At 64.0% G+C, this 14,634-nt stretch carries 12 protein-coding genes; 10 read left to right on the plus strand and 2 right to left on the minus strand.

Features of this window, described 5'->3' with window-relative positions:
- Positions 1 to 5 precede the first annotated feature (5 nt).
- Complete coding sequence (locus ACM6UT_RS02670; protein WP_416795816.1) at positions 6 to 1,211, minus strand: HlyD family secretion protein; 1,206 nt, start codon at positions 1,209 to 1,211, stop codon at positions 6 to 8.
- A gap of 185 nt (positions 1,212 to 1,396) precedes the next feature.
- Between ACM6UT_RS02670 and ACM6UT_RS02675 the strand changes: the two genes are divergently transcribed.
- The 5 genes from ACM6UT_RS02675 to lysS all read left to right on the plus strand — a co-directional run bounded on the left by ACM6UT_RS02675 (position 1,397) and on the right by lysS (position 8,391).
- Positions 1,397 to 2,077: a TetR/AcrR family transcriptional regulator gene (locus ACM6UT_RS02675; RefSeq protein ID WP_416795871.1), complete on the plus strand. Its 681-nt coding sequence runs from the start codon at positions 1,397 to 1,399 to the stop codon at positions 2,075 to 2,077.
- Between the two features lie 107 nt (positions 2,078 to 2,184).
- Positions 2,185 to 2,940: a TerC family protein gene (locus ACM6UT_RS02680; protein WP_416795817.1), complete on the plus strand. Its 756-nt coding sequence runs from the start codon at positions 2,185 to 2,187 to the stop codon at positions 2,938 to 2,940.
- Positions 2,941 to 3,107: 167 nt separating this feature from the next.
- Positions 3,108 to 4,880 carry an SLC13 family permease gene (locus ACM6UT_RS02685; protein WP_416795818.1) on the plus strand — a complete coding sequence of 591 codons (1,773 nt, stop codon included), beginning with the start codon at positions 3,108 to 3,110 and terminating at the stop codon, positions 4,878 to 4,880.
- A 458-nt stretch (positions 4,881 to 5,338) separates the two neighbouring features.
- Complete coding sequence (gene gltX, locus ACM6UT_RS02690) at positions 5,339 to 6,796, plus strand: glutamate--tRNA ligase (protein WP_416795819.1); 1,458 nt, start codon at positions 5,339 to 5,341, stop codon at positions 6,794 to 6,796.
- Positions 6,797 to 6,894: 98 nt separating this feature from the next.
- Positions 6,895 to 8,391 carry a lysine--tRNA ligase gene (gene lysS, locus ACM6UT_RS02695; protein WP_416795820.1) on the plus strand — a complete coding sequence of 499 codons (1,497 nt, stop codon included), beginning with the start codon at positions 6,895 to 6,897 and terminating at the stop codon, positions 8,389 to 8,391.
- Between the two features lie 80 nt (positions 8,392 to 8,471).
- Here the strand turns inward: lysS and ACM6UT_RS02700 are convergent, their stop codons facing one another.
- Complete coding sequence (locus tag ACM6UT_RS02700) at positions 8,472 to 9,110, minus strand: hypothetical protein (RefSeq protein ID WP_416795821.1); 639 nt, start codon at positions 9,108 to 9,110, stop codon at positions 8,472 to 8,474.
- A 205-nt stretch (positions 9,111 to 9,315) separates the two neighbouring features.
- Here ACM6UT_RS02700 and ACM6UT_RS02705 point away from each other — a divergent pair, with 205 nt between their 5' ends.
- The 5 genes from ACM6UT_RS02705 (at position 9,316) to arsA (ending at position 14,630) form a co-directional block, all read left to right on the plus strand.
- On the plus strand, positions 9,316 to 10,206 hold the full coding sequence (locus ACM6UT_RS02705) for a metal ABC transporter substrate-binding protein (RefSeq protein WP_416795822.1): 891 nt from the start codon (positions 9,316 to 9,318) through the stop codon (positions 10,204 to 10,206).
- Between the two features lie 2 nt (positions 10,207 to 10,208).
- The gene (locus tag ACM6UT_RS02710; protein ID WP_416795872.1) at positions 10,209 to 11,090 is read left to right on the plus strand and encodes a manganese/iron ABC transporter ATP-binding protein; all 882 of its coding nucleotides are present in this window, start codon (positions 10,209 to 10,211) and stop codon (positions 11,088 to 11,090) included.
- Positions 11,074 to 11,931 carry a metal ABC transporter permease gene (locus tag ACM6UT_RS02715; RefSeq protein WP_416795823.1) on the plus strand — a complete coding sequence of 286 codons (858 nt, stop codon included), beginning with the start codon at positions 11,074 to 11,076 and terminating at the stop codon, positions 11,929 to 11,931. Before ACM6UT_RS02710 ends, ACM6UT_RS02715 begins: the two co-directional genes overlap by 17 nt.
- On the plus strand, positions 11,928 to 12,785 hold the full coding sequence (locus tag ACM6UT_RS02720) for a metal ABC transporter permease (RefSeq protein WP_416795824.1): 858 nt from the start codon (positions 11,928 to 11,930) through the stop codon (positions 12,783 to 12,785). Before ACM6UT_RS02715 ends, ACM6UT_RS02720 begins: the two co-directional genes overlap by 4 nt.
- A 90-nt stretch (positions 12,786 to 12,875) precedes the next feature.
- Positions 12,876 to 14,630, plus strand: coding sequence for an arsenical pump-driving ATPase (gene arsA / locus ACM6UT_RS02725; RefSeq protein ID WP_416795825.1), 1,755 nt, complete (start codon positions 12,876 to 12,878; stop codon positions 14,628 to 14,630).
- Positions 14,631 to 14,634: the final 4 nt, after the last annotated feature.

A 14,634-nucleotide genomic window follows, 5' to 3' on the forward strand; every position in this document is an offset into this window, starting at 1 on the left:
ATCCGTCACTTGGCCGCGAGCGAGGCGCCGGCCGGCGCAGTGCGCGTGTCGACGTCGACGACGACGCTCAGGCCCGCCCGGAGCTTGCCGGTGTCGAGAGCCTCCTTGGGCAAGGAGATGCGCACCGGCACACGCTGGACAACCTTGGTGAAGTTGCCGGTCGCGTTCTCCGCCGGCAGCATCGAGAAGACCGAACCGGAGGCCGGCGCGATCGACGTGACAGTCCCGACGAGCGGCTCCTCGTCGAAGGCGTCGACGTGGATGTTGACTTTCGATCCGGGCGCGAGATGGGCGATCTGCGTCTCCTTGAAGTTCGCGTCGATGAAGAGATCACTCACCGGAACCAGTGCGGCGAGCCGCTTGCCGGCGGAGACGAGGTCCCCCGTCTGGACCGCGAGATTGCCGACCACGCCGTCGTAGGGCGCCTTGAGGACCGTGAAGTCCAGGTCGCGCCTCGCCTTTTCGAGCGCCAGTTCGGCGGAACGGATGCCGGCCTCCGCTTCGGCGCGCTGCGCCTTGAGGACAGCGATCTGTGCCTCGGCCGCAGCGATGTTCGCGTCGGCGGCGCTCACGTTAGCCTGCGCCTGTTCGAGCTGCGTCTTCGCGCTGTCGAGGTCCGCGGTCGAGACGACCTTCTGCGCCTGCAGCCCACTCGCCCGCTTGTAGGAAAGCTGCGCGAGGTCGAGGCTGGCGACGGCCGCCTGGCTCTGGGCCTTCGCCTGCAGCAGGCTCGCCTCGGCGCCCTTGATCTGCGCGTCGACCCGGTCGAGTGTCAGATGCTGGCTCTTCACCTGCGCCTCGGCTTGTTCGGCGGCAATGCGATAGTCACCGTTGTCGAGGGTCACGAGCGGATCGCCCGCCTTGACGATCTGGTTGTTCGTGACGTTCACCTTCTCAACATAGCCGCCGACCTTCGGCGAGATGATGGCGATGTCGCCTCCGATGTAGGCATCGTCCGTAGACACCATGAAGCGGCCTTCGGTCCACCAATTGTAGCCGTACCAGGCCGCACCGGCGAGAAGCGCAAGTGCCACGATCGGCAGAACAGGACTGCGCCGCTTCTTCGCCTTCACCGGTGCCTGGACCTGCGAAGGAGCAGAAGTTTCGTCCTGGCGGCCTTCGACTGTCTCCGGGGCCGTCGTCTCGACGACGACTGGCTCATGGCCGGTGTCGACCGAGCGGATTGCATTGCTTCTCTGGGAGCCGGACATTGTCGTTTCCATCTTGAACTGGCAGGTTTCGTTTCGGGTCAGATATGCAAAAGCGCATATATATTGAACTGAACCGTTCGGTTCGGTTGACTTAGAGCGTTTCATCCCACATATCAAGAGTGATCGAACCGTCGAGTTCGATTTCGTTAGTTTTGAGTACCCGAAAGAGACGCGTGAGCAAGATAATGTCCGAAACGCCGAACCCGGCCCCGGAGACCAGCCTCTGTCCCGTAGGGCGCTTCGCCGCCGGCGAAGACCCCGTGAAGCGCGAGCAGATTCTTGACGGCGCCCGCTCCGTCTTCATGAGGATGGGCTTCGACGCGGCGAGCATGAACGACGTGACGCGGGAGGCCGGCGTCTCCAAAGGAACGATCTACGTCTATTTCGACAGCAAGGAAGAACTGTTCGGCGCGCTGATCGAAAGAGAGAAAGGCCGTTTCACGGAGTTCCTCCGCGACATCCTGGCTGAGAGCAACGATGTCCGCGACGGGTTGCACCGTTTCGGCATCGCCTTCGCCCGGCACATCATCAAGTCGGACATGATCCTTGCAATGCGCATCCTGCTCGGCGTCGTCGACCGCATGCCGGGTCTCTGCAAGCGCTTCCTCGCCACCGGCCCGGCCAACGCCCGCACCGTCCTGCGGACCTTCATCGAGCAGCAGGTCGAGGCCGGAGCGCTGAAGGTGGAGGACACCGATCTTGCCGCCCGCCAGTACATCGAGCTTGCGACCGGCCAGTTTTTCCGCCAGCGCCTGTTCGGCGAAATGACCGTGCCGCCGGAAGAGACTGAGATCGAGTATGTCGTGGACAGCGGCCTCAAGGTCTTCATGGCTGCCTACGGCACCGAAGTCCGGGCAGACGGCTAACCGACGAAATCGGCGTAATTTTCCGGAGCGGGCCCATGTCCGGGCCTTGTCGTTTGGTGACACTTGGGCCATTTGTGCTTCCACGAACCACCAACCGGAAGAAGTTCATGCAGGATCTCGCTCTTCTCGTCCAGGACCCCGCCGCCTGGGTCGCCCTGATCACACTGATCGTCATGGAGATCGTTCTCGGGATCGACAACCTGGTGTTCATCTCGATCCTCACCAACAAGCTGCCCGCTGCCCAGCGCGTACCGGCACGCCGCATCGGCATCGGCCTGGCGCTCGTCATGCGCCTCGTCCTGCTCGGCACGGTGGCCTGGATCGTCCAGCTCACCACCCCCCTCTTTGAACTCTTCGGCCACGGCTTCTCCTGGAAGGACCTGATCCTCATCGGCGGCGGCCTGTTCCTCGTCTGGAAGGCCACGAAGGAAATCCACCACAGCGTCGATCCAGTAGACCATGACGAGGATTTCATCGCCTCGTCCGCGACAGGCACGCTCGCCGCCGCCATCGGCCAGATCCTCCTGCTCGACCTCGTCTTTTCCGTCGACAGCATCATCACAGCCGTCGGCATGACCGATCACCTGCCGGTCATGATCATCGCCGTCATCGTGGCCGTCACGGTCATGCTGCTTGCCTCGAACCCGCTGGCGAACTTCATCGAGAAGAACCCGACCATCGTCATGCTGGCGCTCGGCTTCCTGCTGATGATCGGCATGACGCTGATCGCCGACGGCATGGGCTTCCATGTTCCGAAGGGCTACGTCTACGCCGCAATGGCCTTCTCGGCGCTGGTCGAGGGCCTCAACATGCTGGCGCGCCGCAAACGCCGCGCCGAGGCCGGAAAGAAGACGCTGCACTAAGGGGCGAGCACCCGGATCGATCGGCCCGCGCGGCAACCCCGCGCGGGCCGATCGCATTTCAAGGCTCCTGCGTCTTGGTTCGGAACAAAGCAGACCACCCTGCATTGGAGGGATTGATCGGTACCGCCTGATCCGGAATACTCAAGGTCAAACGGCAGCGGAGTCTCATGTCAACCGAGCAGATTCTGGCTTTCGCGGTAATCGGCACCATGATGGGTTTCTTCATCTGGGATCGCTTCCGCTATGATGTGGTGGCCTGCACTGCGCTCATCGTCACCGTCGCTCTCGGGCTCGTACCGGCCGACAAGGCCTTCTCCGGCTTTTCCAACGACATCGTGGTCATCGTCGGCAGCGCCCTCGTCGTCAGCGCCGGCGTCGCCCGCTCGGGCATCGTCGATGCGGCGATCAAGCGCTTCTTCCCGAAGCTCGAGTCCGTCCGCGCGCAGATGGTCCTGCTGCTCCTGACCGTGGCCGTGCTCTCGGCCTTCATCAAGAATATCGGCGCGCTGGCGATCATGATGCCGGTCGCCTTTCAGTTCTCCCGTCGCTCTGGCACGTCTCCGTCGATCTTCCTGATGCCGATGGCGTTCGCTGCCCTCCTGGGCGGCCTGATGACCCAGATCGGCACTTCGCCGAACATCGTGGTCTCGCAGCTTCGCCACGATATCACCGGCGAGAGCTTCAGCATGTTCGATTTCACACCGGTCGGAGCGGTGCTCGCCCTCACCGGCGTCCTCTTTCTGATCTTCTTCTTCCGGCTGGTGCCGGAGAGGGAGAACCAGGCTTCGTCCCTGCAGGAAACGCTGGAGAACTCGAGCTACGCGACCGAGGCCAGAGTCACAAAGCAATCGTCCGTCGGGGGCAAGAGGCTGAGCGACCTGCTGACGCTCTCAGGCGGCGAAGTGATCGCGACCGGCATCCTGCGCGGCCATGTCCGCATCTCTCCCTTTCCCGACGTGCAGATCCGGGAAAACGACATTCTTCTTCTCGAAGGCCCGTCCGAGGCGCTCGACCGGATCGTCTCCCAGGCGTCGCTGGCGCTTTCCGGAAGGCCGCTCGTCCACGACGGCGAGAAGAACAGCGAGATCGGCGCGATCGAGGCGGTCATTGCCCACGATTCCTTCCTGGTCGGCATGACCGCACGCGAGCTCTCGATCTTTCACAGCTACGGCGTCAACGTCATTGCCGTGAGCCGCCCCGGAAAGCGAACGGGCGAAAGCATGGGCGAGATGACCCTGCGCGCCGGCGACGTCGTCGTCCTCCAGGGCAGGAGGAACACGCTGCCTGGCCTGCTGCAGGAACTCGGCTGCCTTCCGCTTGCCGAACGCGAGATCCTGCTCGGTACTCCGCGCAACGCCGCCGTTCCGCTCGCCATCCTGGTCGCCGCGATGGGCGCGACCGCGCTCGGTCTTGCCCCCGTCGGCATCGCCTTCTTCGCGGCGGCACTCGGCATGGTGATCCTGCGCGCCATACCGCTCAGCGAGATCTACCGGGCGGTGGACGGTCCCATCCTCGTGATGCTCGCGGCACTCATTCCGGTGAGCGACACCTTGCGCACGACCGGAGCGAGCGACGTCGTTGCCGTCTGGCTCGGACATGTGGCGGTCAACCTTCCCACCTACGGGGCGCTGGCGCTGATCCTCGTGACGGCCATGCTGGTCACACCGTTCCTCAACAATGCCGCAACCGTGCTCGTCATGGCGCCGATCGCGGCGAGTTTCGCGGGGAACCTCCACTACAGACCGGAGGCTTTCCTGATGGCGGTTGCGATCGGCGCCGGTTGCGACTTCCTGACGCCGATAGGCCATCAGTGCAACACGCTCGTGTTCGGCCCGGGCGGGTACCGCTTCAGCGACTACCCGCGGCTCGGTTTGCCGCTCTCGGGTTTGATCGTACTGGTCAGCGTGCCGACCCTGCTCCTGGTTTGGCCAGTCACGTGACGGCGGCAGGAAAGAAGGCAAAAAGGAAGAGCCAGCATTGGCGGAATGCGGCTCTTCAGGGCGGGGACTAGGGATGAGGAACGCGGGCCGGACGGGTCAGAGCTCGTCTGCCGTTTCGTTGGCCACGGAGAGAAACCGGAAAAATCACCGTGTTCTCGTTCCCGTCGCGTCCGGTTGGCACGGCCCGTGTTCTGAAGGATCAAACGCGACCGGCAGGTGAAGGTTCCCGACGACCCGATTTTTTCATCGGTTTCCTCTTCGCCGCCGTCATGGCATCCCCGCCCTGCCGCAGTTTGTCTTGACGCCCGCGGCCGAATGTGGCCTAAGGCCACGGAATGAAAAATCGCGGGATTTCCCGCCTTGGGCGGTTTTCGGCGCGGTTTTTCGCTTTTCGACACCCCGTCCGTGACCACGCGGTTTTCCGCCGGTCACTCGCACGTCACCAGAGCAAGAATCCGATGACCACTTCCGGCGTCCGCGTCCGTATTGCACCTTCCCCGACCGGCGAGCCCCATGTCGGTACCGCCTATATCGCGCTGTTCAACTATCTCTTCGCCAAGAAGAACGGCGGCGAGTTCATCCTCCGCATCGAGGATACCGACGCCACCCGCTCGACGGCGGAGTTCGAGGAGAAGGTTCTCGACGCGCTGAAATGGACCGGCCTCAAGTGGTCGGAAGGCCCCGATGTCGGTGGGCCTTACGGCCCTTACCGCCAGTCGGAGCGCAAGGACATCTATCGTCCCTTCGTCGAGCAGCTCGTTCGCGACGGCCACGCCTTCCGCTGCTTCTGCACGCCCGAACGCCTCGAAATGATGCGCGACGCGCAGCGGGCGAAGGGCATGGCGCCGAAGTATGACGGCCTCTGCCTCCACCTGACCGCCGAGGAAGTGACCGAGCGCATGGAAGCGGGCGAACCTTCCGTCGTGCGCATGAAGATCCCGACTGAAGGCTCGTGCAAGTTCCACGACGGCGTCTACGGCGACGTCGAGATCCCGTGGGATAGCGTCGACATGCAGGTGCTCCTGAAGGCCGACGGCATGCCGACCTATCACATGGCGAACGTCGTCGACGACCACCTGATGAAGATCACCCACGTCGCCCGCGGCGAGGAGTGGCTGGCATCGGTACCGAAGCACATCCTGCTCTACCAATATCTCGGCCTCGAACCGCCGAAGTTCATGCACCTGTCGCTGATGCGCAATGCCGACAAGTCGAAGCTGTCGAAGCGCAAGAACCCGACCTCGATCTCCTACTATTCGGCGCTCGGCTACCTGCCGGAAGCGCTGATGAACTTCCTCGGCCTGTTCTTCGTCCAGATCGCCGAAGGCGAGGAGCTTCTGACGATGGACGAACTCGCCGAAAAGTTCGATCCGGAGAACCTCTCGAAGGCCGGCGCGATCTTCGACGTGCAGAAGCTCGACTGGCTGAACGGTCGCTGGATCCGCGAGAAGCTTACGCCGGAGGATTTCCTCTCCCGCATCTTAGACTGGGCGTCCGAAAACGACCGCCTGACCGAAGGGCTGAAGCTCGCCCAGAGTCGCATCTCGAAGCTCGGCGAACTGCCGCCGCTCGCCGGCTTCCTGCTGGCGAACGACGTCGGCCTCACGCCTGCCTCCTTCGCGGGTCTGAAGACCTCGCCGGCCGAAACGCTGGAGATCGTCAACACGGTCCAGTTCGACCTCGAAAAGATCGTCGAATGGAACGTCGCCACGATCGAAGAGGAACTGAGGGCGATTTCCGACCGCCTCGGGAAGAAGCTGCGCGTCGTCACGCCGCCGCTCTTCGTCGCCGTCTCGGGAAGCCAGCGCTCGCTACCGCTCTTCGATTCCATGGCGCTGCTCGGCCGGTCGGTCGTGCGCCAGCGGCTGAAGGTGGCAAGCCAGGTGCTGGCCTCGATGGCAGGTGCCGCCGGCTGACGATGCAGCGTCGCCTCAATCGGCGGCGCCCTTGAACTACCTCCTCTGCCCTGCCGGGGTAACCGAAACGAAAAAAAGCCCCTGAAGGCGATTGAACGATGACCGAACAGAAGACCGAAACCGCCCTCTCCTCCGACGCGACGGAAGTCCGTCGCCAGAAGCTCGCGCTGCTGCGCGAGAAGGTGGGCGACGTCTATCCCGCACACTTCCACCGCACGATGACCAACGAGGAACTGGCGGAGAAATATGCCCATCTCGAGCCGGACACCGAGTCCGGCGACGTGGTGACGGTGGCCGGTCGCGTCTACTCCTCGCGCAATTCGGGCATGTTCATGGACATCCATGACGCCTCGGGCAAAATCCAGATCTTCTCCCACAAGGACACGACCCCGGAAGAGGCCCGCAGCCTGCTGCCGCTCATCGACCTCGGCGACATCATCGGCGTGACCGGCGCGGTGCGCCGCACCAAGCGCGGAGAACTGACGATCAACGCCCACGAGATCGTCATGCTGACCAAGACGCTGCTGCCGATGCCGGAGAAGTATCACGGCCTCGCCGACATCGAGACGCGCTACCGCAAGCGCTATCTCGACATCATGGTCAACGAGGAATCCAAGCTGCGCTTCCAGCAGCGTTCGCGAATTCTGTCCGCTCTGCGCCGCTTCCTCGAGGGCGAAGGCTTCATGGAAGTCGAGACCCCGATGCTGCAGGTGATCTACGGCGGTGCCGCGGCAGAACCCTTCAAGACCCACCACAACACGCTGAAGCTCGATATGTACCTGCGCATCGCGCCGGAGCTCTACCTGAAGCGCGTTCTCGTGTCGGGCCTCACCGACAAGGTCTTCGAAGTCAACCGCAACTTCCGCAACGAAGGCGTCTCGACAAGGCACAATCCCGAGTTCACCATGATGGAGTGCTACTGGGCCTATGCCGACTACGAGGACATGATGAGTCTCGTCGAACGGCTGTTCGAAAGCCTGGCGCTCGCCGTCCACGGCAAGACCGAATTCGCCTTCACCGACAAGGAGCTCTCCTTCAAGGGTCCGTTCCGCCGGGTTTCGATGCCCGAAGCGGTCAAGGAAGCGACCGGCATCGACTTCCTGTCGATCAAGACCGACAAGGAGGCACGCGCTGCCGCCTATGGCGCCGGCTTCGAGGTCGAGAAGGACGCGACCTGGGGCGAATGCCTCGCCTATGTCTTCGAGGAAAAGGTCGAAGCGACCCTGATCCAGCCGACCCATGTCATCAACTTCCCGAAGGACATCTCGCCCTTCGCCAAGGAAGTGCCGGGCGAACCGCGCCTCGTCGAACGCTTCGAGAGCTACTGCAACGGCTGGGAAATCGGCAATGCCTTCTCCGAGCTCAACGACCCGGTCGAGCAGCGCAACCGCATGGTCGAGCAGCTGAAGCAAGCGCACGAGCGCGGCGAGACGGACAAGGAACTGGACGAGGACTTCCTCGAAGCCATGGACCAGGGCATGCCGCCGGCAGGCGGCCTCGGCATCGGCGTCGATCGCCTGATCATGCTTCTGACGGACTCACCGTCGATCCGCGACATCATCCTGTTCCCGGCCCGCCGCCACAAGGGCGACTGAGCCGGTCGACCTGCCGATAGACGAAGCCCCGGGATACGCCGTATCCCGGGGCTTTCGTTTTCTGGTATGTCATGCGGCGGTCAGCCGTGGCCGCCGCCCTCCGTCGGCGCGGCATGGGTATCGGCGCCGTGGGCGCCGGCAGCCGCCGTCTCGGGGGCACCATCCGGTTTCGCGCAGTCGAACTTGTCGTCCATCAACGCCGCGATGCGTTCGACGTCCTCGCTCGGCACGACGATCTTCTCACCGTAGAAGAGACCGCTCTCGTTCGCCGGGCGGTCTATGTAGCGCGCAGTGAAGACGGCGGCGTTATCGACCTCCGGCACGCGCGACGGATCGGGGATGTAGACGACGTCCGCGCCAATCGCATGACCGCGCATGTTCGCGCGATCCTTCGGCCCCAGATCATCGATCACCACCACCTGCACGAGGTCAGGCTTTTTCTCCTGGAACGTCTTCTCCGCGACCCGCAGCGCCGTCTTCATGCGGGCAAGACCGTCTCCCCCACTCGTCGCCACGTATTTGCGGATCCACTCACGATCCTTTTTCTTGATGAGGACAGTATCCACTTCGGTGCACTTCTGCCCGTTCGTCCCACGGAAGGTCGATCCGAGCAGCTTTTCAGCACCGATATAGACCGCAGCGGAGCCCGTCGCTCCGCAGAAGACCAGAAGCCCGCCGAAGACGAGCGCCAGCTTTCGGGACGGGCGAAATATGTTCAACAGTCCCTTCAAGCCCACGAGACCACCATCGGACCACTCCCGGTTACGCAATACCAACGGCCTTTGCTAGCACGCCGACCTTGAGGAAGTTTTAATCGCAGGACGTCTGATTGCGCGGACATTGCGAATGATTTGCAGTTGCATTGACATTCGCAAATGTGTGGCTACGTTAAAATGCGAATGACTTGCAAAAGGAGTCGCCTGCGTGGGACGAAAGATCATCGACCTGCTCGCCGCCATCGTATTCGTCAGCCTGCCTGCGGTGGCGGCCGCGGCGGAGAAGCCGAAGGTCATTACAACCTTCACCGTCATCGCAGACATTGCACGCAACGTCGCGGGCGACGCCGCCGAAGTAGACAGCATCACCAAACCGGGCGCCGAGATCCATAACTACCAGCCCACCCCGCGCGACATCCTGAAGGCGAGCGACGCCGATCTCGTATTGTGGAACGGGCTCAACCTCGAACGCTGGTTCGAGAAGTTCCTCGCCAATCTCGGGAACGTGCCCGAAGCCGTGGTCAGCGAAGGGGTCGAGCCGCTCAGCATCTCCGGTGGCGCCTATGACGGAAAGCCCAATCCCCACGCCTGGATGTCACCGGACAATGCCCTGATTTACGTGGAGAACATCCGCAAGGCGCTCGCCGCGATCGATCCTGATCACGCCGATGTCTATGCCGCCAACGCCAAGGCCTATGCCGAAAAGATCAGGGCCGGGATCGAACCGATGAAGGCCGAGATCGCCGCCCTCCCCGAAGACGAACGCTGGCTCGCAACGAGCGAAGGCGCATTCTCCTATCTCGCCCGCGATCTGGGCCTGAAGGAAGTCTTTCTCTGGCCGATCAATGCCGACAGCCAGGGCTCGCCGCAACAGGTCCGCGCCGTCATCGATGCGATGCGCGCGCACAAGATCAAGGCGATCTTCAGCGAAAGCACGGTTTCCGACAAGCCGGCCCGCCAGGTGGCGGCGGAAACCGGCGCACTCTACGGCGGCGTTCTCTACGTCGATTCTCTCAGCGAAGCCGACGGCCCGGTTCCGACCTATCTCGATCTTCTGAAGGTCACCGTCGCGACGATTGCGAAAGGACTTGCGGGATGATCATGGGCAGCAGTTCACGCAGCCGCTCTTCGGGGCTCCTTGTCGACCATGTCTCCGTCACCTACCGCAACGGGCTGACGGCGCTGAAGGCCGCGAGCTTCGATATCCCCAAAGGCACCATAACCGCCCTCGTCGGCGTGAACGGTGCCGGAAAGTCGACGCTCTTCAAGGCGATCATGGGATTTGTCCCGCTCTCCTGCGGCAGCATCTCGATCCTCGGCCTGCCGGCGCGGGAGGCGCTTCGCCGCAACCTCGTCGCCTACGTGCCGCAGAGCGAGGAGGTCGACTGGAACTTTCCCGTCCTCGTCGAGGACGTGGTGATGATGGGCCGTTACGGCCACATGTCGATGCTACGCATCCCCTCGCGCCGTGACCACATCATGGTCGCCGACGCGCTCGCCCGCGTCGGCATGGCGGATTACCGCAAGCGCCAGATCGGCGAACTCTCCGGCGGCCAGCGCAAGCGCGTCTTTCTTGCCCGTGCGCTCGCCCAGGAGGGCCAGGTGATCCTGCTCGACGAGCCGTTCACCGGGGTTGATGTCACGACCGAGGAGCAGATCGTAGGCCTCATGCAGGACCTGCGGGCCGAGGGCCGCGTCATGCTGGTATCGACCCACAATCTCGGCAGCGTGCCCGACTATTGCGACCGCACGATCTTCGTCAAGGGAACGGTGCTGGCGGCTGGGCGGACGGCAGAAGTTTTCAACGAGGACAACCTGAAGCGCGCCTTCGGGGGCGCACTGCGCCACTTCGTGCTCGCCGGGCCCGACCTGCACGAGGACGCGGACGCCCGCGAGGTGAAGGTCATCACCGACGACGAGCGGCCCTTCGTCATCTACGGCGCTCCACGCGAACCGGAGGTATCCGATGAACGTGCTCCTTGAGCCCTTCTCCTATGGTTACATGGTCAACGCGATCTGGGTGAGCGGCCTGGTCGGCGGCGTCTGCGGCTTCCTCTCCGCTTATCTGATGCTCAAGGGCTGGTCGCTGATCGGCGACGCACTCTCGCACGCGATCGTGCCTGGCGTCGCCGGCGCCTACATGCTCGGTCTGCCCTTCGCCTTCGGTGCGTTCCTCTCGGGCGCACTCGCAGCCGGCGCGATGCTCCTTCTCAACCAGCGCACCCGGCTGAGGGAAGATGCCGTCATCGGCCTCATCTTCACCTCCTTCTTCGGGCTCGGGCTGTTCATGGTCTCGCTGTCGCCGGTTTCGGTGAACATCCAGACCATCGTGCTCGGCAACATCCTCGCCATCACGCCCGAGGACACGCTGCAGCTCGTCATCATCGGCAGCGTCAGCCTGCTGATCCTCGCCCTGAAATGGAAGGACCTGATGGTCACCTTCTTCGACGAGAACCACGCCCGCTCGATCGGCCTGCGTCCCGGTTTCCTGAAGCTACTGTTCTTCACCCTGCTCGCCGCCTCGACAGTGGCCGCACTGCAGACGGTCGGCGCCTTCCTCGTGATCGCCATGGTGGTGACCCCCGGCGCGACGGCCTATCTCCTGACCGACCGTTTCCAGCGGCTGATCGCGCTCGCCTTCGCGATCGGCGCGGCGACGAGCCTCGTCGGCGCCTATCTGAGCTATTTCCTCGACGGCGCCACGGGCGGCATCATCGTGGTGCTGCAGACGGCACTTTTCCTCGCGGCCTTCGTCTTTGCCCCGAAGCACGGCCGCCTCGCCGCACGCCGCCGCGCCCGCCTCGCACTGGAGGCAGCACCGTGAACGATTTCCTCGACCTCGCACTCCTGCCTTTCCAGCTGCCCTTCATGCAGTCGGCCTTCGCCGTGACGCTGATGATCGCGGTGCCGATGGCGCTGCTCTCCTGTCTTCTAGTGCTCAAGGGCTGGTCGTTGATGGGCGACGCGGTCTCCCATGCCGTTCTGCCCGGCGTCGTGATCGCCTATGTCGTCGGCCTGCCATTCGCCGTCGGAGCCTTCGCCGCCGGGCTCGTCTGCGCGCTGCTGACGGGCTACCTCAAGGAAAACAGCCGCGTGAAGGAGGATACCGTCCTCGGCATCGTCTTCTCCGGCATGTTCGGCCTCGGACTGGTGCTCTACGTGAAGATCGAGAGTGACGTGCACCTCGACCACATCCTCTTCGGCGACATGCTGGGCATCCTGCCCGCCGATCTCGTCGAGACGGGCCTCATCGCCCTTGCGGCGACGGCCTTCCTCGTCCTCCTGCGCAAGGATCTGTTGCTGCACGCCTTCGATCCGATGCATGCCCGCGCCATCGGCCTGCCCGTCCGCCTGCTGCATTACGGCCTTCTGGTCGTGCTGTCGCTGACCGTCGTCGGCGCCCTGAAGGCCGTCGGCATCATCCTTTCCGTTGCGCTTCTCGTCGCACCGGGCGCGATCGCCTTCCTCGTCACCCGACGCTTCCAGACGATGCTCCTCGTGGCGCTCGCCGTCACCCTCGTCTCGTCCTTTGCCGGCATCTATCTGAGCTTCCTCATCGACAGCGCCCCGGCACCGACGATCGTGCTGCTGATGAGCGGCATCTTTGTTCTGGCCTTCATTCGGACCGCCTGGCAGGCGCCCCGAAGCCCCAGCATGCGCAAACCCGCCCCGCGCTAGATCCCTCGCTAGACTTGCTGGAGATCAAGCCTCAGATTGTCCATACTAGATATGGAAGTACAATCGAGTTCCCCTCTCCGGAAGGCGTTCATGTCCCCGTTCAGCGCACTGAAAAACCCCAGCCGCTTTCTCTTCTTCACCGGCAAGGGCGGGGTCGGAAAGACGTCACTCAGCTGCGCGAGCGCCATAGCGCTCGCCGACCGCGGCCTTCGTATTCTCCTCGTCAGCACCGACCCGGCATCCAACCTCGACGAGATGCTGGGCGTCAGCCTGTCGGATACTCCGACGCCCATTCCCGGCGTTCCGGGGCTCTCGGCGATGAACATCGACCCGGAACAGGCGGCGGAGGATTACCGCAAGCGCGTCATCGAACAGCTCGGACCGGAGGCCGACAGCAAGGAGGTGTCGACGGTCCGGGAGCAGCTTTCCGGCGCCTGCACAACCGAGATTGCGGCTTTCGACGAGTTCGTCGGCTTGCTCGCCGACGACACCCCCGAATTCGACCACATCATCTTCGACACGGCGCCGACGGGACACACATTGCGCCTCCTCAGCCTGCCGAAGGCATGGACCGGCTTCCTGGAGACCAACGAGCGCGGCGCCTCGTGCCTCGGCCCGCATTCCGGACTGAAGATGCAGGAAGATCGTTTCCGCGCCGCCCTGCGCTGCCTCGGCGATCCGGCGCGCACGACGATCGTGCTCGTGACCCGCCCCGACAAGGGCGCGATCCGCGAGGCGGCACGCACCTCGGACGAACTCGCCGAGCTCGGCCTGTCTAACCAGTTGCTCGCGGTCAACGGTCGCTTCAGGCCGAGCGACCCCGCCGATCCGGTGGCTGCGGCCCTCCTGCGGGAGCAGGACGAAGCGCTCGCCGGAATGCCTGCACCGCTCGCGGCCCGCCCGCGCGACGAATTTCCGCTGCTCGGCTTCGACATGGTCGGCATTCCGGCGTTGCGGGCGCTGTTGTCCGCGCCGTCCGCGGCTCCGGCGCAGGTGGAGGACGTGCCAAATGCTGCGGGCGACTTGCCGGGGATCGGCGAACTGGTCGATGAGATCGCCGCCGGCGAAAAGGGCCTCGTGATGGTCATGGGCAAGGGCGGCGTCGGCAAGACGACGGTGGCCGCGGCGATTGCCGTCGGGCTGGCGAAGCGCGGCCACGCCGTGCACCTCACAACCACCGATCCGGCCGCCCACCTCTCCTTCGTGGTCGCGGGCGAGATGCCGGGCCTCACGGTCGACCGCATCGATCCCGTCGCCGAAACGGAGCGCTACATCGAAAAGATCATGGCGACCCGCGGTCGCGACCTCGACGACGAGGGCAAAGCGCTCCTGCGCGAGGATCTCGCCTCCCCGTGCACCGAGGAGGTCGCCGTGTTTCACGCCTTTTCGCGCGTGGTCGCCGAGGCGCGTAGCGCCTTCGTCGTCATCGATACGGCACCGACCGGACACACATTGCTGCTCCTCGACGCCACCGGCGCTTACCACAGGCAGATGACCCGCCACCTCGATGCGGATGCACCGGGACGGCTCGTCACGCCGCTGATGCGCCTGCAGGACGAAAACTACACGCGGGTGATCCTGGTGACCCTTCCGGAGACGACACCGGTGTCCGAAGCGGCGGCGTTGCAGGGCGACCTGAAGCGTGCGGGCATCGAACCCTATGGCTGGGTGATCAACAAGAGCATGGCCGCGAGCGGAACCCGCGATCCACTGCTGCGCTCGCGCCTGAAAGGCGAGCACGAGCAGGTCGACCGCGTGCGGGAGAAGTGTGCCAAGCGCGTCTACGCTCTCGAATTCCGCCCGGAACCGCCGGTCGGTCTGGACGAACTCCGCAGCCTGACCTGAGCCG

The sequence above is a fragment of the Ciceribacter azotifigens genome, from assembly GCF_048159625.1.
In the GTDB taxonomy this organism is placed as follows: domain Bacteria; phylum Pseudomonadota; class Alphaproteobacteria; order Rhizobiales; family Rhizobiaceae; genus Allorhizobium; species Allorhizobium azotifigens.